This is a genomic window from Shewanella putrefaciens, from assembly GCF_016406305.1.
GTDB lineage: Bacteria > Pseudomonadota > Gammaproteobacteria > Enterobacterales > Shewanellaceae > Shewanella > Shewanella putrefaciens_C.
The window spans coordinates 3,251,692-3,277,307 of sequence record NZ_CP066369.1; the positions used below are offsets into that span (position 1 = coordinate 3,251,692).

Below are 25,616 nucleotides of genomic sequence, written 5' to 3' on the forward strand. Positions count from 1 at the left end.
AAGGAGAACAGCATGACGATTGATGTCACTGTTATTACACCACAATTGGCTTTCTGCGGGAGGGCGCAAGATGTTTGAAGTCACTGAAGTTTCTATTGCCGAGCTGCGTGCTGCGCTTGAATCTGGCCGGACGACAGCGGTTGAGTTGGTGAAATCCTATTTGGCTCGAGTGGCGGCTTACGATGGCCCTGCTACTCAGACCAAGCTCAATGCGTTAGTGGTACACAATCCCGATGCGCTCAAAGAAGCCGAGGCGTCAGATGCGCGCCGTGCCCGTGGCGAAACCTTAAGCCCGCTCGATGGTATTCCTTACACCGCCAAGGACAGCTATTTGGTGAAGGGACTGACGGCGGCGTCTGGCAGCCCAGCATTTAAAGATTTAGTGGCCCAGTACGATGCCTTCGCCGTTGAGCGCCTACGCGCCGCGGGTGCCATTTGCCTAGGCAAAACCAATATGCCACCCATGGCCAATGGCGGCATGCAGCGTGGTCACTATGGCCGCGCTGAAAGCCCATACAATGCTGATTATCTTACTGCTCCGTTTGCTTCGGGCTCTTCCAATGGGGCGGGCACGGGCACGGCCGCGAGTTACTCTGCTTTTGGTCTTGCCGAAGAAACTTGGTCGAGTGGCCGTGGCCCTGCGTCCAATAACGGTTTGTGTGCTTACACTCCGTCACGGGGCGTGATTTCGGTGCGCGGTAACTGGCCGTTAACCCCGACCATGGATGTGGTCGTGCCCTATACTCGCACAATGGCGGATATGCTTGAAGTGTTGGATGTGATTGTGGCCGACGATCCTATCACCCGTGGCGATCTCTGGCGTCTGCAACCTTGGGTCGAGATCCCTAAAGCTTCTAGCGTTCGCCCAGAGTCCTATCTGGCGTTAGCCGCTAACGCAGACACCCTTAAGGATAAGCGTTTTGGCGTGCCGCGCATGTACATCAACAAAGATGAATTGGCTGGCACTAGCGAAAACCCAGGTATCGGGGGGCCAACGGGTCAACGTATTCATACCCGCCAATCGGTTATCGATCTGTGGGAAGCAGCGCGTAAAGCCTTGGAAGCCGCTGGCGCCGAAGTGATTGAAGTCGATTTCCCGTTGGTTTCCAATTGTGAAGGTGACCGCCCGGGTGCGCCGACCGTGTTTAACCGTGGCATAGTCACGCCTCAGTTCCTCCATGATGAATTATGGGAACTCTCAGGTTGGGCATTCGATGAATTCCTGCGTGCTAACAATGACCCTAAACTCAACAAGCTTGAAGATGTGGTGGGGCATTTGATATTTCCCCATGATCTTGGCACCTTGCCTAACCGTGAAGGTGATTTAGCGGCAGGCATGGAAGAGTACGTCAACATGGCTAAGCGTGGTCTTAAATCCTATGACCAGATCGACAGCATTCCCGATGGTCTGCGTGGCTTAGAGAAGACGCGTAAGCTAGATCTCGAAGACTGGATGGACAATCTTAAGCTTGATGCCGTGCTGTTCCCAACCGTGGCGGATGTGGGGCCCGCCGATGCGCATGTGAATCCGGCTTCTGCCGATATCGCATGGAGTAACGGGGTTTGGGTCGCAAACGGAAACCTTGCGATTCGTCACTTAGGCGTACCGACTGTGACTGTACCTATGGGCGTGATGGCCGACATTGGCATGCCAGTTGGTTTAACTTTCGCAGGCCGCGCCTATGACGATAATAACTTGCTTAAATTTGCCGGTGCATTTGAGTCAACAGGTAACAGGCGCATTATTCCGCCACGCACACCAAAGCTGAGTCAATAAGCGCTAAGCCTAATTGCTAATTCTAAGAGCTAAGGCAAGGTACTCAGGCAAAGCACTTAGCCTAAGCACTAAATGTAAGAAATAAGAAGTGAAAAACGGGATTGGAATCAGGATGCCAATCCCGTTTTTTAACGCCAACGAAAAGTCAGAAGCAAGACTTTACCGTTTGCTGTGATAGCAATTCAGCCACTTTTATCAGTCTCGTTAAGACAACTCTAGTCAATGCCGCTTGAAGGCAAACCGTGCAACAGCTAAGGCAGCTGAGCGAATGAGCGAATGAGCGAATGAGCGAATGAGCAAGTTGGCACAGATTCAGTGTGATAAGAATGTGTTGGTTTGTGAGAATGAGCGGTTGAAAATATCAACAACCATCACTTAGTTGTCGTGAAAATAGATAAAAAGCCAATTATAAAAAAGTGGGAACACCCATAACACTTTTATTGTAAGACATCGAATGGATGTAGGCTGCCAATCAAAAAATTAAGAAATTAACGAGACGATCGCCCATGGACGGGGCAGCCTTTCATCCACGGGATAAGGTTTTTTTATGTGGCGAGGATAAACTCACGGGTCGCAGTTACGAGCATCGACGTGGCTGGATTGTTGGTAAAATCAAAGCCTTGTCCGCGATATTTTGTATCGATATTTGTGCTTATGCCCTCTTTGCGAAATAGACAGGGAGCAATCACTATCATTTAGTGCTTACAATTGATCTTGGTTCGGTTTTAATCATTAAAAAGCATACTGCCAAACAACGCCGAAAGTATCAAAATCGTTACCAATTCGGGTGATCACTCCTCTACTGGCATAGAGTTTAATACTCTGACTTTGGGATAAGGAAAATGAATACGTTAACCCAAAGCGAGAATTACTCTGTTCATCCTTAGACCAAACGCCATTCTTCTTGGTTTCGCCACCGTAGAAATAGTTGCCACTTAAAGACACCCATTGTCCTTGGGCGACGGTATATATCAAGTGTGCCTGCATACTGTATTGCGGCGCCTGCTCAACATATACCTGATTAAAGTAGGCATCATTGTCACCGTATAATCGCACCGCGGCGATAAGGTTATAGTACCAATCTCCGAGATGCTGCGACATGCCGATACTGGGCCTGAATATCCATTGATTCGCGCCCGCATTCAACAATTTAGTTTCATCATAAGTGCCAACGGGCACACTGACTTGTAAGCTTGTGCCAATCACCACTCTGGGATCATATTGAGCAAATTCAGTACGTTTTAGGGCTGGTGCACCGTAAAAATTCCACGTGAGCCGCACTTGCGGATCGGTATAGCCGCAGCGCCCGCCTTCGACCATAGTGTCATTCACTTCGGCGCGGCCGTGTATACACAAACGGGCACCCACCACATCTAATTTAGAAGAACTGCCCGCTATCGCGAATGTTTGCGCATAGCCAAAAACACCTGCGTTGGAGATTAATGTCGCATTTTGGACTGGAATCGAAGGTGAAGGCGAAAAGTCGCCTTCTGAATGCACGGCGCCGAGAACTAAAAAATGCATACCAGTGGGAATATTAGCAAAACTGCGTGGCTCTAAATCTTGCGCATTTGCACTTGGCAACAATAACACACTCAACAAGCTCCCAATGGCGAGCTTTAACTTAGGCGTTAATTGTTCTGCACGATATGGCATAAGGGCTTTAATCACAATGAAGAAAATGTACTAGGTAAATGCTAGGTGAATAATGTAAAGAGGTAAAGTTAATACTTTTAGATAGCTTTGATAAATGAGGAGAAACTACAAAAAACATGCTCGAATTTTCTGTGACTCACAGCCCCAGATCGTTATATACCATAAACAATCAGCTAAATAAAAAGCGGCACGGCGAAATTCACCCTACCGCCCTTTTTAAAGCAAAATCGAAAACTACAGTCGGCGAGCCTCGATCACGCTATCGACTTGGGATAACTTAGATAACACCCGCGATAGCCCATCGAGGTTATAAAGCTCCAGTTCCAACTCAATCGCGGCGGTCTGATTTTTAGTATCTGATGATGAGCTCATAGCGAGGACATTAGATTTCTCGGCAGCCAGTACTGAGGTTAAGTCACGCAACAAACCACTACGATCGTGGGCTAATACCCGCAGACGCATCCGATAACCGCCGGAATAATTTTCGCCCCAGACCACATCGACGCCACGCTCTGGGTGAAGGCGCATCAGCTCTTTAACTTGTTCACAATCAGCGCGATGTACAGAAATGCCACGGCCTTTCGTAATAAAACCTAAGATCTCATCACCAGGAACGGGCTGACAACAACGGGCAATATGGTTAAGCAAGTTACCCACTCCGTTGACTTCAATCTGCCCACGGCCACTGGAGGTCGGCTTATGTTGGCCCTTCTTAACTAATTCTTCGACCGCATCTTCTTCTGACACTTCGTCAAGACGCAGACGGCTCTGAATATGGTTAACGACTTGATGCAAACGCACATCACCGCCGCCAATCGCCGCCAGTAAGTCATCCATGCTCGCCATATTAAAGCGCTCGACCGCAATGGCCGCGTCTTTAATTTTAAGGCTGACCCGAGCGAGTTCTGATTCGAGCATTTCTTTGCCGGCGACAATATTCTTGTCTCTGTCCTGCTGCTTAAACCAATGCTGGATTTTCGAGCGAGCCCGCGCCGTACGGATATACCCTAAGTTAGGGTTAAGCCAGTCGCGCTTGGGATTGGGCTGTTTCGAGGTGATGATTTCGATTCGCTCGCCGGTTTCAACCTGATAGGTAAACGGCACAATACGGCCATCGACCTTAGCACCAATACATTTGTGCCCCACTTGGGAGTGAATGTAATAGGCAAAGTCGAGCACGGTTGAGCCCAGTGGCAGGTCGACGACTTCACCGCTTGGGGTGAACACATAGACTCTGTCTTCAAACACTTGGCTGCGCACTTCTTCGACCAAGTTGCCACTTTCGACCACGTCTTCCTGCCATTGCAGAATTTTACGCAGCCAGTTAATTTTTTCTTCGTAGCCGCTTTGCTTACCGGAATGATTGCCTTCTTTGTATTTCCAATGCGCGGCCACACCCAGCTCCGCATCTTCATGCATATCTTGGGTACGGATTTGAATTTCAACGGTTTTGCCCTCAGGCCCCACCACTACGGTATGAATCGATTGATAACCGTTAGGTTTAGGGTTAGCGACATAGTCGTCAAATTCCCGAGGAATATGGTGCCAAAGGGTATGCACTACGCCTAATGCGCCATAACAATCCTGCAAACGCTCAGTCACGATACGCACGGCGCGCACGTCGAACAACTCATCAAATTTGAGGTGTTTGCCCTTCATCTTACGCCAGATGCTGTAGATATGTTTCGGCCGGCCGTAAACCTTAGCGCGGATATGATCTTCATCTAATCTTTGCTGCAACTGACTGACAAACTTTTCAATAAAGACTTCACGGTCCAGTCGCTTACCGTCTAACTGCTTAGCGATGTCTTTATAGGTATCTGGATGCAGGTAGCGGAAAGAAATATCTTCCAGCTCCCACTTCAATTGTCCAATCCCTAAACGGTTGGCGAGCGGCGCATAAATATCGGCAATTTCACGGGCCAGCAAAACACGAGTTTCTTCATCGGCATTTTTCACCGCCCGCAGCAAACACACACGTTCGGCCAGTTTGATCACCACGGCGCGCACATCTTCAACCATAGCCAGTAACATGCGGCGGATATTGTCGATTTGCGGCTCGGTGGAGCGGCTGTTGGGATTGATTTTCAAGGCGCCGATGGCGTTCATGGTCACGACACTCGCCACTAAACGTGCCAGCGGCTCACCAAATTTTTCTTTGATGGCATCTTCGGTCAAGAGTCCGGCATCGAACACCACAAACAGAATTGCCGCCTGCAGGGTTTCGATATCCATGTTCAGCGGCGCGAGGATTTCGATCATCTCGCGGGCACGTTCGAGCAGTTCTCTTTTCGCGGCGGGACTCTTAGCGGGCAAAGCATCAATCTGCCCTATCAGGGTAAGCAGCATCTGAGCTTCATCGGCATTGCCGACATAGCGAGCCACCCAATCTTCTAAGTGAAAATCGGGATCATTAAAGTGCGCTTCGCGAACAGAGACCATCTAATTTATTTCCTTATCCGTGCTCAGGGAGAAAGTGGGCACCACTTCAGCTCTCCTATCTTCAGCATTGGCGCGAACTTGTCAAACCTAACTGACCAAAAACTCACGTTTTTTACGTTATTCAAACGCTTTGCTTACTTTACAGATCCACGCTTAGCCGCTGAAATATCGCTATCTAACCGACGCTAAGTGCCACTAAATTTATTTTACCAACTCAAATAATGCCATCGCTTCGATATGGTGCGTCTGCGGGAACATATCGATTAATCCAAGCTTTTGTAACTTGTAGCCTCGCTCGAGTAATACCGCACTATCGCGGCCTAAACTGGCGGGATTACAAGACACATACACTACCTTGCGCGGCTTCATTTTCTTCAGCCACTGTAAACTTTCAAAGGCACCGGCGCGGGCGGGATCGAGCAATAATTTATCAATTTTGCCCATCCAAGGCTCGAGGGATAAATCAGCACTCAAATCGCCGTGGTAAAAGGTCAGGTTATCGAGTCCATTAGCTAAGGCATTATCCCGCGCTTGGCTCACCATTTCGGCAACCCCTTCAACGCCTACCACATCCGCGCCTATTTTGGCTAAGGGCAAACTGAAATTCCCCATACCGCAGAACAAATCTAAAATTCGCTCGCTGGCCTGCGGGGCTAACCAATCCATGGCTTGCTCGACCATGGCCTTGTTGATTTGGCCATTAACCTGCACAAAGTTACCCGGCGTGAACCGTAAACTGACGGCCTGCGGGCTGGCCGAATCTTGATCATCGAGAAGCGTATAACTCGGTAGCATTAATACCTCACCGACACCGTGGAACTGCCCTTCATTATCCTGCAGACAAAGGTGGATCTGATGCTGCTCGGCAAAGGCTGACAACTTAGCAAGATCTTTATCGTTTAACGCTTTAGTGATCCGCAGCACTGCAAAGTGACCATTATCGGCTTCAATAAGTTCTAAATGACCTAGGCTTGCTTTAGCCGACAATTGATTCAGCAACTTAGCAAAGGGGACGATCAAATCCGATAACGGCTTAGCTAACACCTGACACTGGCTGATAGGCACCACATTGCTGCTACTGGCGGCGCGAAAGCCTAAACTTAACTGTTTGGTATTTTTATCGAATAAAGTTGCAAGGCGGGCACGGCGGCGATAATGCCAGCCTTCCCCCGTAAGTGCAGGCGATAAAGCTCCGCCTTCAGTGCCAGCAAACTTCGCCATAATATCCAGCAGCGCAGCTTCTTTATGCTCACGCTGCCCCGCTAAGGACATATGCTGTAAATCACAACCGCCACAGGCATGGTAATGGGGACAGGCCGGCGCAACCCGCTCAACACTAGGCGTTTCTACCGTTATTAATTTAGCGCGGGCATAATTTTTCTTCTGCTCCGTCAGCTGTACCTGCACGTTTTCATTAGGCAGCGCACCTGGGATGAACACGACTTTTCCCTGATGTTGTGCTATACCTGCCCCTAAGTGATCGAGCTGGTTGACCGTCAGCGACAATTTGGCCGACAACTGTTTGGAACTATTTGGTTTTGCTTTAAAAAATTGTGCCATTTCGGCCTCTAAATCAATAAAAAACTGGCAAAGACAGGCCTTTTTCTGGCAGTCTTATAAAACGATTATGTCTCTGTTTCAGGAATTACCACCGCTGCTATGAACCCTGTCAACAACATGACCAAATACAGCCTACGTTCTTGGGTTCTGGTACTGGCGCTTGCGCCAACGATCTTGGTCGGTATTCTTCTGGGCAGCTACTTTACCATAAACCGTTTTTATGAGCTCGAAGATACGCTCATCGAGCAGGGCAGTAATATTATTGAGCCCCTCGCCATCGCCAGTGAAGGGGGATTAGTCAGCAACGATCGTGAAGCTACAAAACGTCTACTCGCCGCGGCGCAGCTCAATAAATCCACCTTAGTGAAATCCATCGCCATTTTTGATATTCACAACCAGCTGTTTGTCACTTCCCATTACCATAAAGACTTTGAGATCATGCGCTATAAAGAGGCGCTGGGCAATTTACAGCAGACAGAAATCGAACATGTCGGCGATAGCCTGATTTTACGCACCCCCATTTTTGCCACAGCGCCCACCGCAGCCCCAGCCGATACGGAGACCCATTTCGAGAATGGCGAGCTGTTGGGGTATATTTCCGTCATTATCAATAAGGAGCGCGCTTTACTCGAGCAGCACAGGGCCGCCGTTGCCGCTTTTATTATTGTGTTGATCGGGGTGCAATTAAACCTGCTATTCACTTTCCGCTTAGTGAAAAACGTCACTCAGCCTATTACCGAAATGGTGCGTGTGGTCGCCAAAATCCGTGAGGGCAAATTAGATGCGCGTTTAGATGGCAATCTGATTGGGGAGCTGGATTTACTCAAACGCGGTATCAATGCCATGGCGGGTTCGCTGTCGGAATACCACGATGAGATGCAGCAAAATATCGATCAGGCAACGTCGGATTTACGGGAAACCTTAGAACAGATTGAAATCCAAAACGTCGAGCTAGACTTAGCCAAGAAACGCGCCTTAGAAGCCAGCCGAATTAAATCTGAATTCTTAGCCAATATGTCCCACGAGTTACGCACACCGCTCAATGGCGTTATCGGTTTTGCGCGGCAATTAGTGAAAACCCCTTTGCATTCGAGCCAAGTCGATTACATCAATACCATTGAGCGCAGCGCCACCAACCTGCTGGCTATCATTAACGATATCCTCGACTTTTCTAAACTCGAAGCCGGTAAAATGGTGTTAGAAAACATGCCCTTCGGTTTACGGGAAACCATAGGCGACACTATGACCTTGATCTCAGGTAGCGCCCAAGCAAAGGGCCTAGAACTGGTCGTCGATATCGCCCCCAATGTACCCGACAGTGTCAATGGCGATGCCATGCGTGTATGCCAAATTATCAATAACTTAGTCGGCAATGCGATCAAGTTTACCGACTCGGGTAGCGTATTAGTCAAACTCGAATTACAGAGTCAATCGGACGAACAAGTCGTACTACGCTGTGATGTCATAGACACGGGCATTGGTATTGATGAAAGCCAGCAGGACTTTTTATTTCAAGCCTTTGGCCAAGCCGATTCATCCATATCGCGCCGCTTCGGCGGCACAGGGCTTGGTTTAGTCATCACCAAACGTTTAGTCAATCAAATGGGCGGCCAAATTGGTTTTACCTCCTCCGTCGATAAGGGCTCAAATTTCTGGTTTACCCTGCCATTAGGGCTTGGCCAATTCCAGCTTGGCGACTCGCTGCCGCTTGAGAAACTCAAACATAAAACCATACTCTTTTATGAGCCTAGGGTACTGACACACTCAGTCCTCAGCCGCCAATTGCAACTCTGGGAGACCAAAGTCACCCACCATCAGCATATTCCAAGCTTACTCATCACCCTCAGCACCACCGAGGGCAACTTCGATTATATTCTGTTGAGTTGCCACGGTTTTAGTGATGCAGGCCAACTGGTTAATACCTTAAATCTAGCCAAAACAAAAACCGATTGTTTAATTGTGCTGTACGATTGCCAAGAGCAAGATGCACTCAGTCAATTTATCCGCCCCAATGCCGATGTTGTGCTTTCACTTCCGGTCAGTGAACATCAACTCGCTCGAAATATGCTTTATCCACCAATGGAATACGACATAGTCGCCCCCATTGCCATTGCAGCCCCTGCCGCCCGTCAATCCTTAACAGTACTGGCAGTGGATGATAATTTTGCCAATTTAAAACTGATAGAAACCTTACTCAACGAGCTAGTGACCACGGTTGTCGCCGTTAACAGCGGTGAAGATGCCGTAAAACAGGCGAAGAGCCGCACCTTCGATCTGATTTTTATGGATATCCAAATGCCAGGAACCGATGGGATTAGCGCCACTAAACAAATTCGTCAGGGCTCAATGAACCGCAACACTCCGATTATTGCGGTAACGGCCCACGCTATAGCCGAAGAGCGCGAACTGATTTTAGGCAGTGGTATGGATGGCTACTTACCTAAACCTATAGATGAAGCCGCGCTTAAGGTGGTGATCAACCGCTGGATCACGCGGCCCAAGTTCACCCATTTTGATCTGCACACTTTAAATTGGGATCTGTGTTTAACCCAGGCCAATCATAAGTCGGACTTAGCCCTAGATATGCTAAGGATGCTTTTGGACTCACTCCCCAAAACCGTGGAGACGATCCAAACCTCACTGAATCAAAATGATCAAGCCACTATGCTCAGTACCATACATAAATTACATGGCGCGAGTTGCTACTGCGGGGTGCCGACGACACAGCGTTTATGCCAAGAGATTGAATCGGCATTAAAACGTGAAACCCCAGTGGCAGATCTCGAACCGGAAATACTAGAGTTACTTGATGAGTTAACTAAGGTAGAATCGGCGGCAAAACAAGTGCTATCACAGCTATCAGCGGAAATAACAGATGACCAAAAAAACGGGCTTCTTTAAGCGTCTAAAGGCGCTAGAACTACCACAAAAACAACTCTTTGCCATTGCGCTCTGTCAACGCATGTTGCCCAACTACCAACTGTTTTCAGAAGTCTGCGAATTTGGCGATCCGGCTGTATTAAGCACTGTCCTAGAGTTACTGTGGCAATCCCAATACGACAATAAACTCAAGTTTAATATCGATGTTCATCTGCAGCGATTGGAAGACAACACGCCGGATCCCGCTGACTTTGAGGCCTATGGCGTTTATCCCGCTATGGATGCCGTTGTTGCCCTGTCGACATTATTAGGCGCCATTCAAGGTAAGATTGAAGAAGATATAGTGAATATCAGTAAGTTATCCTCAAGTACTGTCGCTAACTATATTGAGGCTATCAGCGATGTCGATCTCGTCGACGACGCACTGGATGATTTCATCTTCGCCCATGAAGTGATGGAAGAAGAAAAAGCCTTACAAAATACTCTGCTCGAAATTATTGAAGAAAACCCCAAGATCACCGCAGAACTGGTGAAAGGTTTACGCAAAGATATTATCGAGGCTGGTGTGTCGAATATCGGCATCAGCGTCGCTTAATCGATACGGTGCTTGGGTCGACTCAAGCACCCTTCGTGCTCCTAAAAAATCAGCCGCTTCACCCCAATCACTGCATTGAAAACAGTTCTGCCGCCTTTGACTGCATAAACTCAATAAACACTCTGACCTTGAGCGGTTGTTGGCTACGTTGATGATACAAAATAGAAATCCGCCGCTGCTCGCCTATCCACTCTGGGAGTAACACTTGTAGTCGCCCCGCTTTAATCTGCTGTTTTACAAATAATTCAGGCCCATACAAAATCCCACCGTGATCTAATGTTGCCTCAATCGCACCGTGCAAATCCGTTAAGGTCAACTTAGTCGGGCCATTAAAGTAGAATGACTCCCCATTGGGATGCTTTAAATGCCAGTTAAATAAGGGCCACACTTTTATGAGCTGATGGTCTGCTAAATCGTCAGGATGCGTTAATTGGGGGGCATTGGCTAAATATTCCGGTGTTGCGAACAAGCAATAATCCAATTCCCCTAAGGTACTCGAAACCCACGAAGAATCCGGCTGCGCGCCCCCCACAATTGCCACATCAATCCCCTTATCAATCAAATCGACCAATTCATTGCTTTGGGAAATATGCAGCCGAATATCGGGATAGAGGCGACCAAACTCATTCAGTGCGCGGATAAAGATGATGGATATAATCGAGATCGGGGCGGCAATGCGTAACGTACCTTCGGGTTTATCACTTCCCACACCACTCAGTTCATCAAATTGAGCAATAACACTCTGATAGCGCTGAAATAATGCTAACCCTTCCTCCGTCAATCGCAATTTACGGGTGCTGCGCATAAAAAGTTGCTTATCGAGCTTCTCTTCCAACTTAGCTAATTTGCGGCTCACGGTAGCGATGGGCATATCGAGCGCCTTCGCCGCCTGTGAAAAACTCCCCGCATTCACTAAGTGCACAAACAGGTAAATAAGCTGTAATTCACCGCCTAAATCATCACTCATCTTAATTCCTAATGCCCCTGTGCGCAGGTTTTACAAGCAACCTTAACGCTAAGTAACTGTGTTTTAAACATTGAATTATTCATTTATACGACCATAGCGCAATAGCCTTACCGGTAAATGGTATGCTAATTTGCGGACAGTTTTACTGCGCTAGTTCGAATATTACTAAATCAAAAGGATGAGTGAGGGACATGACTATCTTAACCCCTCTGTTTGCCGTCTTCGGGATCATGTTACTGGGTACAGTAGTACAAAAACTGCGGCTTCTTCCCGTGGAAACGGACCAAGTGCTGAATCAATATGTGTACTATATTGCCTTCCCTGCGATCTTACTGATTGCCCTCGCACAGCAACCGATTGGCGAGATTTTGCAATGGGGATTTATTGCGGGCTACAGTGCAGCCATGGTTATTATTTATCTGATCTGCCTAGGCATTTCCCTTATCGCTCAGCCCAAAAAGCATGCTATTGCCGCGATTAGAGCCCTCAATGCAACCTTTGGCAACACCGCATTTATTGGGATCCCACTACTGATCATTCTCTTTCCGCAACAACAAAGTGCCTTAGTTGCCGCGGCAATTGCGAGCCTCTTATCCGTGTTGATGTTTGCGGTCGCTTTAGTCTCTTTGGAACTGGCCACCAATACGCAGCGGCAACAGCATGCCGCCCTCATCATGCTTATGGCCGTAGGTAAAAATCCCATCGTAATCGGTTGTTTGATTGGCGTTGGCATCTCGGCATCCGGCATTAAGTTGCCCTCAGGGCTGGCAATGATGATCCAACAAATAGGCAATACCTCTAGCCCCTGCGCACTCTTTGCCGTGGGCATGGTATTAGCCAAAGCGATGCGTTATCAAAAGGACAGTTCCCTTTTTAGCGTGGCCAATTTTGTCGAACTCAGCTTAATAAACCTCTTCAAACTCGCAGTACAACCTGCTCTAGCCTTTGTCATGTTGAAATGCTTTGGTGTCAGCGGTGACTATCTGGTGATGGGGGTTATTCTCAGCGCATTGCCGACGGCGGCGAGTGTGTATTTACTCGCACAGCGTTACAACACCCAAGCCTCCACCAGTGCCCAAGGTATTTTATTTGGCACTCTGGTGACCTTTTTCAGCCTTCCCATATTAGAGAGTCTGGTAAAAACATACACTTAATCAATTGATTAGTTAAACGCATTAGAAAAACGTCGAATATTTACCCAAGCCCACTTTACTGTATATAAAATCAGTATATACTGTTTATCAATACAGTGTTTTGATGGGCCTTTCGACAGGAATTCATTATGCTTTGCCAACTCAGCATCAACAATTTCGCTATCGTACGTTTTCTTGAGCTGGACTTTCGTTCAGGCATGACCAGCATTACCGGTGAAACAGGCGCGGGCAAATCGATTGCCATCGATGCCCTTGGGCTCTGTCTTGGTAATCGTGCCGATGCCAGCAGTGTCCGACCCGGAGCAAGCAAGACAGAGGTCAGCGCCCGCTTCTCCTTAGGAGATATCCCCTTAGCACAACGCTGGTTAGAAGATAATGACCTCGATCTCGACGATGAATGTATCCTGCGCCGCACTATTAGCAGCGATGGCCGTTCACGGGCCTACATCAATGGCAACCCTGTTCCATTAGTTCAGCTTAAGTTGTTAGGGCAGCTGTTAGTCGGTATCCACGGACAACACGCCCACCACGCTATGCTAAAGAGCGAGCATCAACTGACTCTGCTCGACAGCTATGCTAATCACAGACTCCTGATCGATGCAGTCGCAACTAATTATCAAAGTTGTAAACAAATTGAAGCCGAGCTTAAACAATTAGCAGCCTCCCAGCAGGAACGCATTGCCCGCAAACAGTTAGTGCAGTATCAAGTCGAAGAACTCGATGAGTTTGACCTTAAAGTCGATGAATTTGAAGAAATTGAACAGGAACATAAACGCCTCGCAAACGGCACTGAACTCGTCGACACTTGCCAAGCAAGCCTTTGTTTACTCACAGATGGCGAAGAGAGCAACATTAGCTCTCTGCTAAATAAAGCCGTCTCCCTTGCGGAAAATCTGCAAAACTTTGACCCAGCGCTAAGCAACGTCAGCACTATGCTAAATGACGCCCTTATCCAAGTGCAGGAAAGTAGCAGTGAGCTGCAACATTACCTGAGCAAATTAGAACTGGACCCAACACACTTCGCCTACCTAGAAGAACGACTATCCAAATCGATGCAGTTGGCACGTAAACACCATGTCAGTCCAAATAAACTGGCAGAACATCATTGCGCTTTAAAAGCGGAACTAGCCAGCTTAGATGGGGATGAAACTAAACTTGAAAGCATTCAACAACAGCTCGAAGCCAGTAAAGCAGCCTACCTTAGCTGCGCACAGAAACTCAGCCAAAGCCGTGCCCGCTATGCTAAAGAGCTAGATAAACTCGTGACTCAGTCGATCCACGAACTCAATATGCCTAAGGGGAAGTTCACTATTGATGTCAGTTTTAACCCAGAGTTAATGTCTCCCAACGGCAGTGATCATATCGAATTTATGGTCACAACTAACCCAGGGCAGCCTTTACAACCTATTTCTAAGGTAGCTTCGGGGGGAGAATTGTCGCGAATTGGCCTTGGTATACAAGTGATTACCGCTAAAAAGGTGGCAACACCCACACTGATTTTCGATGAGGTCGACGTAGGTATTTCAGGACCTACTGCCGCCGTTGTTGGCCGAATGCTGCGCAGCTTAGGCGAGTCTACCCAAGTGCTGTGTGTAACCCACTTGCCACAGGTCGCTGGAAATGGCCATCAGCATATGTTCGTCAACAAGCATAATAAGGCGGGGAGTACAGAGACCACAATGACTGCATTAGATAAAGAGCAGCGTATTCAAGAGCTTGCTCGATTACTCGGCGGCGATATTATCACGACTAATACGTTGGCGAATGCGCGAGAGTTATTGCAAGCATAATAGTTACCTATATAAGATAAGCGAAGCGCCTGAATAACAAGAATCTATTTAATACTCAGCAGTTTATTGTCCAGCAACGCTTTAATAGTGGGTTGATTAACATTTTTGAATACGAATAAATTCGTATATTAAACATGTTTTTAGGCATAAAGGATAAATAACGGGTTTTCACTACTAAGTAATATTTTGAATTTAAAAGTGTTAATTTCCATAGATTATTATTACCTAAATTGCAAATTTGATAGCGATATTTAATATTACTCTATTATTGGGCTTCTCCTAGACTTAATAACCCAAAGGAAGTAGGAGAAGAACATGTCCTTTCAACATATTCTCGCCGCGATTGATGATGTAGTCTCACCTGCGGCTGTACTTAAAAAAGCCGTTATTTTAGCCCAAAAAAGTCATGCCTCCTTAACCGTTCTAAAGATCAAACGAACCCATAACTTCAACTTGAGTCTGCTGTTTCATCAGGATGACTATATTGAAAATAAAGAGAAAAAACGAAAGCCTCTGCAAACCTACCCAGATAAAGAACATCCTATTGTCATAAAGGAATGTCAGTCTCATTCAATCCACAACGCCGTCGTCAACGAATGTAAACAACTGCCCTATGATCTTATTGTGGTGAGTCACAAATTCTATCCACCCTTTTTCAGTGAATTTTTAATTGCAGATGAATGGCTATTACTGCGCATGCCAGATATTCCAGTGATGTTTGTCAACCTTGATGATTGGCATGAAAATGGACATATTTTAACGGCGCTCGAACTAGACAATGAGAACGTCTCACATATGATTTTTAATGAAACTCTCATAGAAGAAAGCAAACATGTAGCGAATATTCTCGCTAATGATCTCCATTTAATTAACAGTTACTTACCCGACCCATTCTATATGAACTTTAATGCACCAGACACTAGACTACTGATGTCTGAGCGGGATAAATACAAAGAAAAACTAACAAATGTCGCTCGGTATTATAATCTCGATACCGATAATCTTCATGTGGTCGAGGGATTACCTGAGGATACTATTTCCATGGAGGCTCAAAAGCTTAATGTAAATATGCTTGTCATGGGGAGCGCTGAACACAAAGGATTGTTGAGTCTATTAAAAGGCAATGCTTCTCGAAATATTATCAATCAATTAAAAACCGATCTCTATATCGTAAAGCCGAAACTACAGCATTGAATAAGACAAAAACTAAGCGAAATAATAAAAAATGCCTTTATCAACATTATGTTATAAAGGCATTTTTTGTGGATATGATTTATGGCGCTCTGTATCCGCTATAAGAAGAGCATAGCTAAAATTTGTAGGCCGATAAAAGCAAAAATGCCCGCCAACACATCATCGATCATGATCCCAAAACCACCTTCGACTTTGGCATCTAGCCAGCGGATTGGCCAAGGTTTGATAATGTCAAAAAAGCGAAATAAACCAAAACCAACCAATAACCAAACCCAGCCCGCAGGTGCCGCTATCATAGTGATAAGTAACCCAGCCACTTCATCCCAAACAATAGCCCCATGGTCGTGTACGCCCATATCCTTCGCGGCTTTGTCGCAAATATAAATACCAGCCAACACGCTAAGAAGGGTCAATCCGAGATACCAAGCCAAGGGCAACTGCGCCATCAGCAAATATAAAGGGATGGCCGCGAGTGTGCCGAAGGTGCCGGGAGCTTTGGCCGCAAGTCCACTGCCAAAGCCGAGCGCTAAAAAGTGAACCGGATTTTTTAATGACAGACGAGTCAGGGCCTGATCCTTTGAAAACCAATTCATTAAAAATGCTCAAAACCGTGGTAAGGCGGTGTAAAGGGGGCGCCATTGAGTTGCAGCTTAAGCTTAGTGCCTGCACTGATTTGTCCAACCCGAACAAATTTGGTCCCCGCATGGCTTAAAGCCGTTTCTAAAGCCCCTTTTTGCGCCTCTGGGACAGTAAACAGCAGTTCATAGTCTTCGCCCCCAGTCAGTGCATACCCTAAGGCGTGCTCTTCACTCACTGTATCTTTCATCGCGCGGGACAAGGGAATATTCGCTACATCGACAATGGCACCAACCTGTGACGCCTTAAGGATATGACCAATATCCGAGATAAAACCATCGGAAAGGTCGATAGCACTCGATGCCAATGAACGCAGAGATTGCCCAGCCAATACCCTAGGCGTAGGGCGATAATGACGGTTGATCAGAAACTCTTTATGCTCTGCTCGCGCGTGTTGAGCGCCTCGAATAATATCCAAACCTAAGGCAGAATCTCCGAGCGTACCCGTAACATAGATCCAATCCCCAGCCTTAGCGCCGTGGCGAGTCAACGCTTTCCCCTGGGGAACTTGGCCGTGTACTGTGATATTAATCGCCCGTGGGCCACGGGTAGTATCGCCACCTATTAAGGCGATGCCATAGTAATCGGCTGCCTCAAACAAGCCTTCGCTAAAAGCACTGAGCCAAGTTTCATCGACTTCGGGTAGCGTTAAGGCGAGTGTCATCCACGCAGGCTCGGCGCCCATGGCAGCCAGATCTGATAAATTTACCGCTAAGGCTTTGTAACCTAAGGCCGCGGGAGGCATATCGGGGAAGAAGTGGACATTTTCGACTAAAGTGTCACAGGAGATAGCGATCGATTTATTTTCTGCGGGTTGCACTAGGGCACAATCGTCACCGATACCCAGCTTCACATCACGGCGAGTGGGGCCGCGATTGTTGAAATAACATTCAATTAATTGGAATTCTTTCACTGTACAGTTTGGCTCGACTTACATCGGCCACCTTTGTTAGCAATGAAAAACGGTATCCTAGGATACCGTTTGTCTTTATTACTTACGTGCAACCAGTTTGTCGAGTAATCCATTAACAAACTTATGACTGTCGTCCGCACCGAAAGCCTTAGCCAACTCGATTGCTTCATTAATCGCAACCTTGAAGGGCACATCCTTACGGAAGGTCAGTTCATAGCTCGCGAGACGAACTATGGCCTTTTCCACTGGCGACACCTCATCAATTGGGCGGTCCAGAAACGGGATAATCAGTTCATCCAGTTGGGCTTTCTTAGTTGCAACGCCTGCAAATAGCTCACGAAAATAAGCTACATCAACACCGTCGAGACTCTGCTCAGTTAAAAACTCATGCTCGACATCGGCAATATTATTCCCGCTTAGTTGCCATGAATAAATGGCTTGAACGGCTAAACGGCGGGCCTTGCGGCGCTCAGAAGGCTTCATTATTTTTCCTACTATTACAACTGTTGTTCAAGTTCTTGCAGAACATTGACCATTTCAAGCAAGCTTAGGGCAGCTTCGCCGCCTTTATTACCCGCTTTAGTACCTGAACGCTCAATCGCTTGTTCAATGGTATCAGTGGTCAACACACCGAAGGCAACAGGCAGATCAAACTCAAGGGCAACTTGGGCTAGACCTTTGTTACATTCGCCTGCAACAAAATCAAAATGGGGAGTACCACCACGGATCACCGCGCCTAAGGCGATAATACCGTCGAACTTACCACTGGCAGCCACACGACGGGCAGCTAGCGGTAACTCAACCGCACCGGGTACACGGACAACAGTGATATTGTCGTCGCTGACTTGGCCAAAACGCTTCAGCGTGTCAAGTGCACCTTCTAGCAGGCTCTCAACTAAAAAGCTGTTGAAACGCGAAATTACAATCGCAACTTTGGCATTTTTCGCTTCGATATTACCTTGAACTACGTTCATTATCTTACCTAAATTTTGCTAAAGCACCCAGCTCGGGGCGAAAAGTGGCGATATGATATCACAGCCATTTGCCCAGAGCCCTATGCAAATTATCAGAAATGGTTAATTTTACCTGACGACAACTTCATCCCAACTTAGCGAGTGACTCAGTCGGCCACATACTCGGTCACTTCGAGGCCAAAGCCAGAAAGTGAATGGTAGCGCTTAGGTGAGCTGAGCAGGCGCATTTTAGTCACGCCTAGACTGGCGAGGATTTGCGACCCGACACCGACGCGGCGCGACGTTCCCTGCCATTTGGCGCAGGCAGGTTGACCTTGGTCTTCCGCCTCGAAGGCTTTGACCTTAGCAAGGATCTCATTTGGATGTTCTTGATTACCCAGTAACACCAATACGCCACCTTCAGCGGCAATACGTTCCATGGCTTTTTCCAGCGGCCAGCTACGTTGTTGATCGCGCTCAGAGTGGAGTAAATCATTGAAAGTATTTTGCAGATGCACGCGCACTAAACAATCGGGCTTGACCGCACCTTTCACTAAGGCGAAATGCAATTGATTGTCGATTGTGTCCCTAAAGGTCACCATATCGAACTCGCCGAAACGGGTTGGTAATTTACATTTCGCTTCGCGCACAACCGTGGTTTCTTTGGTATTGCGATATTCAATCAGCGCCGCAATAGTACCAATTTTAACGCCATGTAATTCAGAGAAAATCTCTAAATCGGGGCGACGGGCCATAGTGCCGTCTTCATTTAAAATCTCAACGATGACCGCCGATGGCTCAAGTCCCGCGAGACGTGCTAAATCGCAGCCCGCTTCAGTGTGGCCTGCGCGGGTTAATACGCCGCCGTCCTGCGCCATTAACGGGAAGATGTGCCCTGGTTGCACTAAATCAGACGCTTTAGCCTCTTTAGCCACGGCCGCTTTCACCGTCACAGCGCGGTCATGGGCCGAAATACCGGTAGTCACGCCTTCCGCCGCTTCGATAGAAACCGTAAAGTTAGTCGAGAACTGCGCATTGTTATTGGTGACCATTAAGGGCAGATTTAACTGCTGGCAACGGGCTTTGGTCATGGTCTGGCAAATGAGTCCACGGCCATATTTGGCCATAAAGTTAATCGCTTCTGGCGTGACCATTTCGGCCGCCATGATCAAATCACCTTCGTTTTCTCTGTCTTCGTCATCCATCAAAATAACCATCTTACCTTGACGAATATCTTCGATGATCTCTTCTATACTGTGCAGCGCCATTGTAGGACCTTTATGATTTTGCTGTTGTTATGGAATTTTATACCTTAGCAGTACGATTGCCAGTGCACTAACGCACAAAGCCAGCACGGGCTAACATTTCTAGGGTGACACCACCGCTCTTATTGTCTTTGTTATCAAAATTCATCAAGCGTTCAAGATAACGGGCAATTAAATCCACTTCGATATTGACCTTATCACCCGCTTGCAGGTCGACTAAGGTGGTTTCCCCTGCGGTGTGCGGCACTATGGTCAAACGGAATCGACTGCCGTCCACTTCATTAACCGTCAGGCTCACGCCATCAATAGTGATAGAACCTTTGTGGGCAATGTAACGCCCAAGCTCTGCGGGGGCGGCTAACCAAAACTCGATGGCTTGGCCACGGGCGTGACGCTGCTCCACCATTGCGATACCGTCCACATGGCCGCTGACCATATGGCCACCTAAACGCGTAGTTGGAGTAACGGCCTTTTCAAGATTCACCTTAGTGCCCACTTTATAGTTGGCAAAACCCGTTAGACTCACGGTTTCGGCAGAAACATCGGCCACATAACCATCGGCTAACTGTTGTACCACAGTTAAGCACACCCCATTAGTGGCAATACTGTCGCCTAAGCGCACATCGCTTAAATCCAGTTTGCCGCTCGCCACCGTTAAGCGAATATCATCGCCCTTGCGTTCAAGCTTTCGCAGTGTGCCAACGGCCTCAATAATCCCAGTAAACATGGTTAACTCACTTATTCGATAAAGATGGTTTGGGCTTAAGCCTTAATGTTAAACGGGTATCCACACCCACTTTGCGCTCATCGACGAGTCTCAGCGCAGGGATATCGGTCATCATTTGATAATCGGGTAGATCAAGTAAATTGCGCCCCTGAGCGCCAAGGATTTTCATCGCCTGATAAAGCACCAACTCATCGGCCAATCCAGAGCCGATAAAGGCGCCCGCTAAGGTTGCTCCCGCTTCCACCAACACTTGATTACAGCTCTGGCCTAAATAGCTTAATAGTGCGGGCAAGGAGATTCGACCTTCGATGGCCGGTAATTGGAGACAAGTCACATGGAGAGGTAACTGCGCCATAAAGTCTGGCGAATAAGGCACTGTCGAGACTAATAAAATAGGAGATTCAATCGCAAACAGGGCGGCGGTAATTGGCATGCGTGCTCGGCTATCTAAAATGACCCGCAGTGGCTGTAAGATTTGCGCTTCAGTCAGTTGCGTACTCAAGCCACCCAGCTCTCGATAACGCACATTAAGTGAAGGGTCATCTGCCAGTACAGTGTCAATCCCTGTGACTAGCGCGCAGGAACGTAAACGTAAGCGCTGCACATCCCGGCGCGATTCGGGGCCGGTGATCCACTTAGACGCACCGTTTGCTAGCGCAGTTTTACCATCAAGACTCGCGGCTAATTTTACCGTCACCCAAGGACGTCCCGATTCCATGCGCTGCATAAAACCGAGATTTAAAGCGTAAGCCTCATCGCGATGCAGTCCCACATCGACTTGAATTCCCGCATCCCGCAGCATTTGAATACCACGCCCGCCGACCTGCGGATTCGGATCTTCCACCGCCACCACCACACGTTTTACGCCGATATTGATCAACGCTAAAGCGCAGGGCGGTGTACGGCCATAATGGCTGCAGGGTTCTAAGGTAACATAGGCGGTCGCGCCGCGGGCAGAATCGCCAGCCATGCGTAGCGCATGCACTTCGGCGTGGGGCTCACCGGCTTTTTGATGGTATCCCTCACCGACAATTTGATTATCTTTAACGATAACGCAACCGACGCTAGGATTGGGCCGAGTGGTATAAAAACCCTTACGTGCCAATTGGATAGCACGGCTCATCATTTGAGTGTCGAGCAGGGACCAACTTATGTTCAAACTCATGTTCAACCCTGTTATTAAAGGTTTTAGCCTTGAGGGAGGGTACAAGGCATGTAGCCTCTCACTTCAATTGCCCTATACAAGGTGATTATTTTTGCAATTTCGCAATCGCTTCACCAAATTCAGACACATCCTCAAAGGCGCGGTACACAGAGGCGAAACGAATATAGGCAACCTTATCGAGGTTCATTAACTGTTCCATCACCAAATTACCGATCATTTCCGATGGCACTTCGCGCTCGCCAGTAGCTCGCAGGGTTGACTTGATCTTACTGAGCGCCTGTTCAATTTCATCCATAGACACAGGACGCTTTTCGACCGCACGCAGCATGCCACCTTGGAGCTTCTCTTCATCGAAGGGTTGGCGGGTACCATCACGCTTAATCACCCGTGGCATCACTAACTCGGCGCCCTCGAAGGTGGTAAATCTTTCATGGCATTCAGTGCATTCTCGACGACGGCGCACTTGATGGCCTTCCGCCACTAATCGGGAATCGATCACTTTAGTATCTGTCGCGCTGCAAAATGGACAATGCATTGAGCCTCCTGCCAGTGAATGGAGTAAAGCCTTGGCTTTACGGTGCAATCTTGCCTAAATCAGCTCGATTTAAGTCTAAGATTTTAGCAATAAAAATGGCCGCAAGATGCGGCCATGGGATTTTATCCTATTTATCGGCTGAGGTTAACCACCCAATCTGGGGCAACACTTCGCGACTCATATATAGGGTGCGGTGATTATCCGTAAACAGGGAAACGTGCACACAGTGCCAATACTTGGCCCTTCACACGCTCAATCACAGCAGGATTGTGGGCATCGTCGAGGATGTCACAGATCCAGCCAGTCAGCTCCTTCGCTTCGGCTTCTTTAAAGCCACGGCGGGTAATCGCTGGCGTACCAATACGCACACCCGAAGTCACAAAAGGTGAACGTGGATCGTTTGGCACTGAGTTTTTATTTACAGTGATGTTAGCGCTGCCTAAGGCGGCATCGGCTTCTTTACCGGTTAAGTCACGACCGATTAAATCCACCAGCATTAAGTGGTTGTCAGTACCGCCAGAGACGATTTTATAACCGCGCCCAAGGAACACTTCCACCATAGCTTTAGCGTTATTAACCACTTGCTGTTGGTAAACTTTAAATTCTGGCTCTAGGGCTTCTTTGAACGCCACCGCTTTACCCGCGATAACGTGCATCAATGGACCACCTTGACCGCCTGGGAATACCGCAGAGTTGAGCTTTTTATAGAGCTCTTCATCATCGGCAGCAGACAGAATGATACCGCCACGAGGACCAGCTAAGGTCTTGTGAGTGGTTGAGGTCACAACGTGGGCGTGTGGTACTGGGTTTGGATACACGCCCGCAGCGATAAGACCGGCAACGTGCGCCATGTCGACAAACAGGTAAGCACCGATTTTGTCGGCGATTTCACGCATTCTTGCCCAATCAACGATACCAGAATAGGCAGAAAAACCGCCGATCATCATCTTAGGCTTATGCTCTACGGCCAGACGTTCCATTTCGTCATAGTCAATTTTGCCAGACTCGTCGATGCCGTAAGGAATGATGTTGTACAGTTTGCCAGAGAAGTTAACCGGTGAACCGTGGGTCAAGTGACCACCGTGGGCTAAGTTCATGCCCAGTACGGTATCGCCAGGTTTTAGCAATGCCATATAAACAGCGCTGTTTGCCTGTGAACCTGAATGGGGTTGTACGTTAGCGTAGGTTGCGCCAAACAGTTGTTTTGCACGCTCAATAGCTAAGGTTTCAACTACGTCCACATACTCACAACCACCGTAGTAACGCTTGCCTGGATAGCCTTCGGCGTACTTATTGGTTAACTGTGAACCTTGCGCTTCCATCACGCGTGGACTGGTGTAGTTTTCAGAAGCAATCAGCTCAATATGCTCTTCTTGACGCAGAGTTTCGTTCTGAATTGCGTTGAACAGTTCCGGATCATAATCTGCGATATTCATATCTTTTTTCAGCATTGCTTACTCCAGCTGCCAATTCTTATAGGTAGGGTTGCGCGGTATTCTACTCGGAACGCGGCCACAATCCCAGTATTTGAAACATGAAATTCCTAGTGGTTGTGCTTGAACTTGGCTCATTGCCGAGTTGAGTTCGGCGCGCAATCGAGTAGAATTAGCCGCATCATTAGTCACTTAAGATAGAGAAAAATGGCTCAGTTTGTTTATAGCATGCTGCGGGTGGGTAAGGTTGTTCCGCCTAAGAAGCAGATCCTTAAAGACATTTCTTTAAGCTTTTTCCCCGGCGCAAAAATTGGTGTGCTAGGTCTCAACGGTTCAGGTAAATCCACCCTACTGCGCATTATGGCGGGTATCGATACTGAGATTGAGGGTGAAGCTCGCCCAATGCCGGGACTCAAGATTGGTTACCTGCCACAGGAGCCTAAACTCGATCCGACTCAAACCGTGCGTGAAGCGATTGAAGAAGCCGTCGCTGAGGCTAAAAATGCCCTGACTCGCCTCGATGCCGTTTATGCTGCCTACGCCGAGCCTGATGCCGATTTCGACGCCCTTGCTAAAGAGCAAGGTGAACTCGAAGCCATTATCCAGGCCCAAGATGCCCATAACTTAGATCATATCCTTGAGCGCGCCGCCAACGCCCTGCGTCTACCGGATTGGGATGAGAAAATCGAAGTGTTATCGGGTGGTGAGCGTCGCCGCGTGGCGATTTGTCGCTTGCTGCTTGAAAAGCCAGAAATGCTACTGCTCGACGAACCGACCAACCACTTGGATGCGGAATCTGTCGCTTGGCTTGAGCACTTCCTGCAGGAATATGCCGGTACTGTGGTCGCGATTACCCACGACCGTTACTTCCTCGACAATGCCGCTGGCTGGATTTTAGAACTCGACCGTGGTGAGGGTATCCCTTGGGAAGGTAACTATTCTTCATGGCTTGAGCAAAAAGATGCCCGCTTGAAGCAGGAATCTGCCGCCGAAAGTGCCCGCCAAAAAACCATTGCCAAGGAATTGGAATGGGTACGTCAAGGCGCCAAAGGCCGTCAGTCTAAGGGCAAGGCCCGTATGGCACGCTTTGAAGAACTGAACACTAACGATTACCAAAAACGTAACGAAACCAACGAGCTGTTTATTCCGCCTGGACCACGTTTAGGTGACAAGGTTATTGAAGTGAATAACCTGACCAAATCCTACGGTGACCGCGTACTCATCGACAACCTGTCGTTCTCTGTGCCTAAAGGCGCTATCGTCGGTATTATCGGTGCCAACGGCGCGGGTAAATCGACCCTGTTCCGCATGTTATCCGGCGCTGAAACGCCAGACGGCGGCACCATTGAATTAGGTGAAACCGTGCAACTGGCATCGGTTGAGCAATTCCGCGATTCGATGAATGATAAAAACACTATCTGGCAAGAAATTTCCGGTGGCCAAGACATCATGCGCATCAACAACATGGAAATTCCAAGCCGTGCCTACGTAGGCCGCTTTAACTTCCGTGGTGCGGATCAGCAAAAAGTCATCGGCACCCTATCGGGCGGTGAGCGTAACCGAGTACATTTAGCCAAACTGCTGCAAGCGGGCGGTAACGTGTTACTCCTCGACGAACCGACCAACGATTTGGACGTTGAAACCCTGCGCGCACTGGAAGAAGCAATCCTCGAATTCCCAGGTTGCGCTATGGTGATCTCCCATGACCGTTGGTTCCTCGACCGTATCGCGACCCACATTCTGGATTATCGCGACGAAGGCCAAGTGAACTTCTACGAAGGTAACTACACCGAATACTCAGCGTGGTTGAAGAACACCTATGGCGCCGATGTGGTTGAGCCACACCGCTTAAAATACAAGCGCATGATTAAGTAGAAATTGATCCTATTAATCAGCGAATAAAAACGGAGAGACTCCCTAATGTAGTCTCTCCGTTTTTTATATTTATTGTTCGGTATTGAAGATCCCAAACTG

Annotated in this window: 21 protein-coding genes; 8 read left to right on the plus strand and 13 right to left on the minus strand. The window is 48.0% G+C overall.

Annotation, left to right across the window (positions count from 1 at the left end; all coding sequences use genetic code 11):
• Positions 1-70: 70 nt before the first annotated feature.
• A complete protein-coding gene (locus JFT56_RS14205) occupies positions 71-1,777 on the plus strand; it encodes an amidase (protein ID WP_198780697.1) in 1,707 nt (568 codons plus the stop codon).
• A 506-nt stretch (positions 1,778-2,283) separates the two neighbouring features.
• Entirely contained in the window at positions 2,284-2,451 is a 168-nt protein-coding gene (locus JFT56_RS14210; protein ID WP_420136034.1) for a hypothetical protein, read from the plus strand.
• 58 nt (positions 2,452-2,509) lie between these two features.
• Here JFT56_RS14210 and JFT56_RS14215 read toward each other — a convergent pair whose 3' ends face one another.
• The 3 genes from JFT56_RS14215 to rlmD all read right to left on the minus strand — a co-directional run bounded on the left by JFT56_RS14215 (position 2,510) and on the right by rlmD (position 7,435).
• Entirely contained in the window at positions 2,510-3,433 is a 924-nt protein-coding gene (locus JFT56_RS14215) for a transporter (RefSeq protein WP_233095523.1), read from the minus strand.
• A 234-nt stretch (positions 3,434-3,667) separates the two neighbouring features.
• On the minus strand, positions 3,668-5,875 hold the full coding sequence (relA, locus tag JFT56_RS14220) for a GTP diphosphokinase (protein WP_198780698.1): 2,208 nt from the start codon (positions 5,873-5,875) through the stop codon (positions 3,668-3,670).
• Between the two features lie 201 nt (positions 5,876-6,076).
• Positions 6,077-7,435 carry a 23S rRNA (uracil(1939)-C(5))-methyltransferase RlmD gene (rlmD, locus tag JFT56_RS14225; RefSeq protein WP_198780699.1) on the minus strand — a complete coding sequence of 453 codons (1,359 nt, stop codon included), beginning with the start codon at positions 7,433-7,435 and terminating at the stop codon, positions 6,077-6,079.
• Between the two features lie 99 nt (positions 7,436-7,534).
• Between rlmD and barA the strand changes: the two genes are divergently transcribed.
• Both barA and JFT56_RS14235 read left to right on the plus strand, forming a co-directional pair.
• Complete coding sequence (gene barA, locus JFT56_RS14230) at positions 7,535-10,336, plus strand: two-component sensor histidine kinase BarA (protein ID WP_198780700.1); 2,802 nt, start codon at positions 7,535-7,537, stop codon at positions 10,334-10,336.
• A complete protein-coding gene (locus tag JFT56_RS14235; RefSeq protein WP_198780701.1) occupies positions 10,311-10,910 on the plus strand; it encodes a YjaG family protein in 600 nt (199 codons plus the stop codon). Before barA ends, JFT56_RS14235 begins: the two co-directional genes overlap by 26 nt.
• Positions 10,911-10,977: 67 nt before the next feature.
• Here JFT56_RS14235 and lldR read toward each other — a convergent pair whose 3' ends face one another.
• Positions 10,978-11,877, minus strand: a complete 900-nt coding sequence (gene lldR, locus JFT56_RS14245) for a LysR family transcriptional regulator LldR (protein WP_198780703.1) — start codon at positions 11,875-11,877, stop codon at positions 10,978-10,980.
• A 191-nt stretch (positions 11,878-12,068) separates the two neighbouring features.
• Between lldR and JFT56_RS14250 the strand changes: the two genes are divergently transcribed.
• From JFT56_RS14250 to JFT56_RS14260, 3 genes are all read left to right on the plus strand, one after another.
• Positions 12,069-13,031 carry an AEC family transporter gene (locus tag JFT56_RS14250; protein WP_198780704.1) on the plus strand — a complete coding sequence of 321 codons (963 nt, stop codon included), beginning with the start codon at positions 12,069-12,071 and terminating at the stop codon, positions 13,029-13,031.
• Between the two features lie 128 nt (positions 13,032-13,159).
• The gene (gene recN / locus JFT56_RS14255; RefSeq protein ID WP_198780705.1) at positions 13,160-14,821 is read left to right on the plus strand and encodes a DNA repair protein RecN; all 1,662 of its coding nucleotides are present in this window, start codon (positions 13,160-13,162) and stop codon (positions 14,819-14,821) included.
• A 315-nt stretch (positions 14,822-15,136) separates the two neighbouring features.
• Positions 15,137-16,015 (plus strand): universal stress protein, encoded by an 879-nt coding sequence (locus JFT56_RS14260; protein ID WP_198780706.1) that lies wholly within the window; start codon positions 15,137-15,139, stop codon positions 16,013-16,015.
• Between the two features lie 98 nt (positions 16,016-16,113).
• On the opposite strand, the gene JFT56_RS14265 is transcribed toward JFT56_RS14260, so the two are convergent.
• The 9 genes from JFT56_RS14265 to glyA form a co-directional block, all read right to left on the minus strand.
• Positions 16,114-16,608 carry a phosphatidylglycerophosphatase A gene (locus JFT56_RS14265; RefSeq protein WP_198780707.1) on the minus strand — a complete coding sequence of 165 codons (495 nt, stop codon included), beginning with the start codon at positions 16,606-16,608 and terminating at the stop codon, positions 16,114-16,116.
• On the minus strand, positions 16,608-17,564 hold the full coding sequence (thiL, locus tag JFT56_RS14270) for a thiamine-phosphate kinase (RefSeq protein WP_198780708.1): 957 nt from the start codon (positions 17,562-17,564) through the stop codon (positions 16,608-16,610). The genes JFT56_RS14265 and thiL overlap by 1 nt, the downstream gene beginning before the upstream one ends.
• Before the next feature lie 78 nt (positions 17,565-17,642).
• Positions 17,643-18,047: a transcription antitermination factor NusB gene (gene nusB, locus JFT56_RS14275; RefSeq protein ID WP_007646165.1), complete on the minus strand. Its 405-nt coding sequence runs from the start codon at positions 18,045-18,047 to the stop codon at positions 17,643-17,645.
• A 14-nt stretch (positions 18,048-18,061) separates the two neighbouring features.
• Positions 18,062-18,538, minus strand: coding sequence for a 6,7-dimethyl-8-ribityllumazine synthase (gene ribE, locus JFT56_RS14280; RefSeq protein WP_198780709.1), 477 nt, complete (start codon positions 18,536-18,538; stop codon positions 18,062-18,064).
• A 146-nt stretch (positions 18,539-18,684) separates the two neighbouring features.
• Positions 18,685-19,785 carry a bifunctional 3,4-dihydroxy-2-butanone-4-phosphate synthase/GTP cyclohydrolase II gene (ribBA, locus tag JFT56_RS14285; RefSeq protein WP_198780710.1) on the minus strand — a complete coding sequence of 367 codons (1,101 nt, stop codon included), beginning with the start codon at positions 19,783-19,785 and terminating at the stop codon, positions 18,685-18,687.
• Positions 19,786-19,852: 67 nt separating this feature from the next.
• Positions 19,853-20,509 carry a riboflavin synthase gene (locus tag JFT56_RS14290; protein WP_198780711.1) on the minus strand — a complete coding sequence of 219 codons (657 nt, stop codon included), beginning with the start codon at positions 20,507-20,509 and terminating at the stop codon, positions 19,853-19,855.
• Positions 20,510-20,516: 7 nt separating this feature from the next.
• Positions 20,517-21,674, minus strand: a complete 1,158-nt coding sequence (gene ribD, locus JFT56_RS14295) for a bifunctional diaminohydroxyphosphoribosylaminopyrimidine deaminase/5-amino-6-(5-phosphoribosylamino)uracil reductase RibD (RefSeq protein WP_198780712.1) — start codon at positions 21,672-21,674, stop codon at positions 20,517-20,519.
• An 85-nt stretch (positions 21,675-21,759) separates the two neighbouring features.
• Positions 21,760-22,209: a transcriptional regulator NrdR gene (gene nrdR, locus JFT56_RS14300; RefSeq protein WP_198780713.1), complete on the minus strand. Its 450-nt coding sequence runs from the start codon at positions 22,207-22,209 to the stop codon at positions 21,760-21,762.
• Positions 22,210-22,406: 197 nt separating this feature from the next.
• Positions 22,407-23,660 carry a serine hydroxymethyltransferase gene (gene glyA / locus JFT56_RS14305; protein ID WP_198780714.1) on the minus strand — a complete coding sequence of 418 codons (1,254 nt, stop codon included), beginning with the start codon at positions 23,658-23,660 and terminating at the stop codon, positions 22,407-22,409.
• Between the two features lie 189 nt (positions 23,661-23,849).
• On the opposite strand from glyA, the gene ettA reads away from it, so the two are divergent.
• A complete protein-coding gene (gene ettA / locus JFT56_RS14310; protein WP_198780715.1) occupies positions 23,850-25,517 on the plus strand; it encodes an energy-dependent translational throttle protein EttA in 1,668 nt (555 codons plus the stop codon).
• The last annotated feature ends 99 nt before the right edge of the window (positions 25,518-25,616 follow it).

What these genes read in the sequence shown, in the direction of transcription:
- ettA (WP_198780715.1), top strand. Translation starts at nt 23,850, where the DNA reads ATGGCTCAGTTTGTTTATAGCATGCTGCGGGTGGGTAAGGTTGTTCCG.
- relA (WP_198780698.1), bottom strand. Translation starts at nt 5,875, where the DNA reads ATGGTCTCTGTTCGCGAAGCGCACTTTAATGATCCCGATTTTCACTTA.
- nusB (WP_007646165.1), bottom strand. Translation starts at nt 18,047, where the DNA reads ATGAAGCCTTCTGAGCGCCGCAAGGCCCGCCGTTTAGCCGTTCAAGCC.
- JFT56_RS14215 (WP_233095523.1), bottom strand. Translation starts at nt 3,433, where the DNA reads ATGCCATATCGTGCAGAACAATTAACGCCTAAGTTAAAGCTCGCCATT.
- JFT56_RS14205 (WP_198780697.1), top strand. Translation starts at nt 71, where the DNA reads ATGTTTGAAGTCACTGAAGTTTCTATTGCCGAGCTGCGTGCTGCGCTT.
- glyA (WP_198780714.1), bottom strand. Translation starts at nt 23,660, where the DNA reads ATGCTGAAAAAAGATATGAATATCGCAGATTATGATCCGGAACTGTTC.
- JFT56_RS14265 (WP_198780707.1), bottom strand. Translation starts at nt 16,608, where the DNA reads ATGAATTGGTTTTCAAAGGATCAGGCCCTGACTCGTCTGTCATTAAAA.
- JFT56_RS14250 (WP_198780704.1), top strand. Translation starts at nt 12,069, where the DNA reads ATGACTATCTTAACCCCTCTGTTTGCCGTCTTCGGGATCATGTTACTG.
- barA (WP_198780700.1), top strand. Translation starts at nt 7,535, where the DNA reads ATGAACCCTGTCAACAACATGACCAAATACAGCCTACGTTCTTGGGTT.
- ribE (WP_198780709.1), bottom strand. Translation starts at nt 18,538, where the DNA reads ATGAACGTAGTTCAAGGTAATATCGAAGCGAAAAATGCCAAAGTTGCG.
- ribBA (WP_198780710.1), bottom strand. Translation starts at nt 19,785, where the DNA reads ATGGCGCTGCACAGTATAGAAGAGATCATCGAAGATATTCGTCAAGGT.
- JFT56_RS14210 (WP_420136034.1), top strand. Translation starts at nt 2,284, where the DNA reads ATGGACGGGGCAGCCTTTCATCCACGGGATAAGGTTTTTTTATGTGGC.
- ribD (WP_198780712.1), bottom strand. Translation starts at nt 21,674, where the DNA reads ATGAGTTTGAACATAAGTTGGTCCCTGCTCGACACTCAAATGATGAGC.
- JFT56_RS14290 (WP_198780711.1), bottom strand. Translation starts at nt 20,509, where the DNA reads ATGTTTACTGGGATTATTGAGGCCGTTGGCACACTGCGAAAGCTTGAA.
- JFT56_RS14260 (WP_198780706.1), top strand. Translation starts at nt 15,137, where the DNA reads ATGTCCTTTCAACATATTCTCGCCGCGATTGATGATGTAGTCTCACCT.
- JFT56_RS14235 (WP_198780701.1), top strand. Translation starts at nt 10,311, where the DNA reads ATGACCAAAAAAACGGGCTTCTTTAAGCGTCTAAAGGCGCTAGAACTA.
- nrdR (WP_198780713.1), bottom strand. Translation starts at nt 22,209, where the DNA reads ATGCATTGTCCATTTTGCAGCGCGACAGATACTAAAGTGATCGATTCC.
- rlmD (WP_198780699.1), bottom strand. Translation starts at nt 7,435, where the DNA reads ATGGCACAATTTTTTAAAGCAAAACCAAATAGTTCCAAACAGTTGTCG.
- recN (WP_198780705.1), top strand. Translation starts at nt 13,160, where the DNA reads ATGCTTTGCCAACTCAGCATCAACAATTTCGCTATCGTACGTTTTCTT.
- lldR (WP_198780703.1), bottom strand. Translation starts at nt 11,877, where the DNA reads ATGAGTGATGATTTAGGCGGTGAATTACAGCTTATTTACCTGTTTGTG.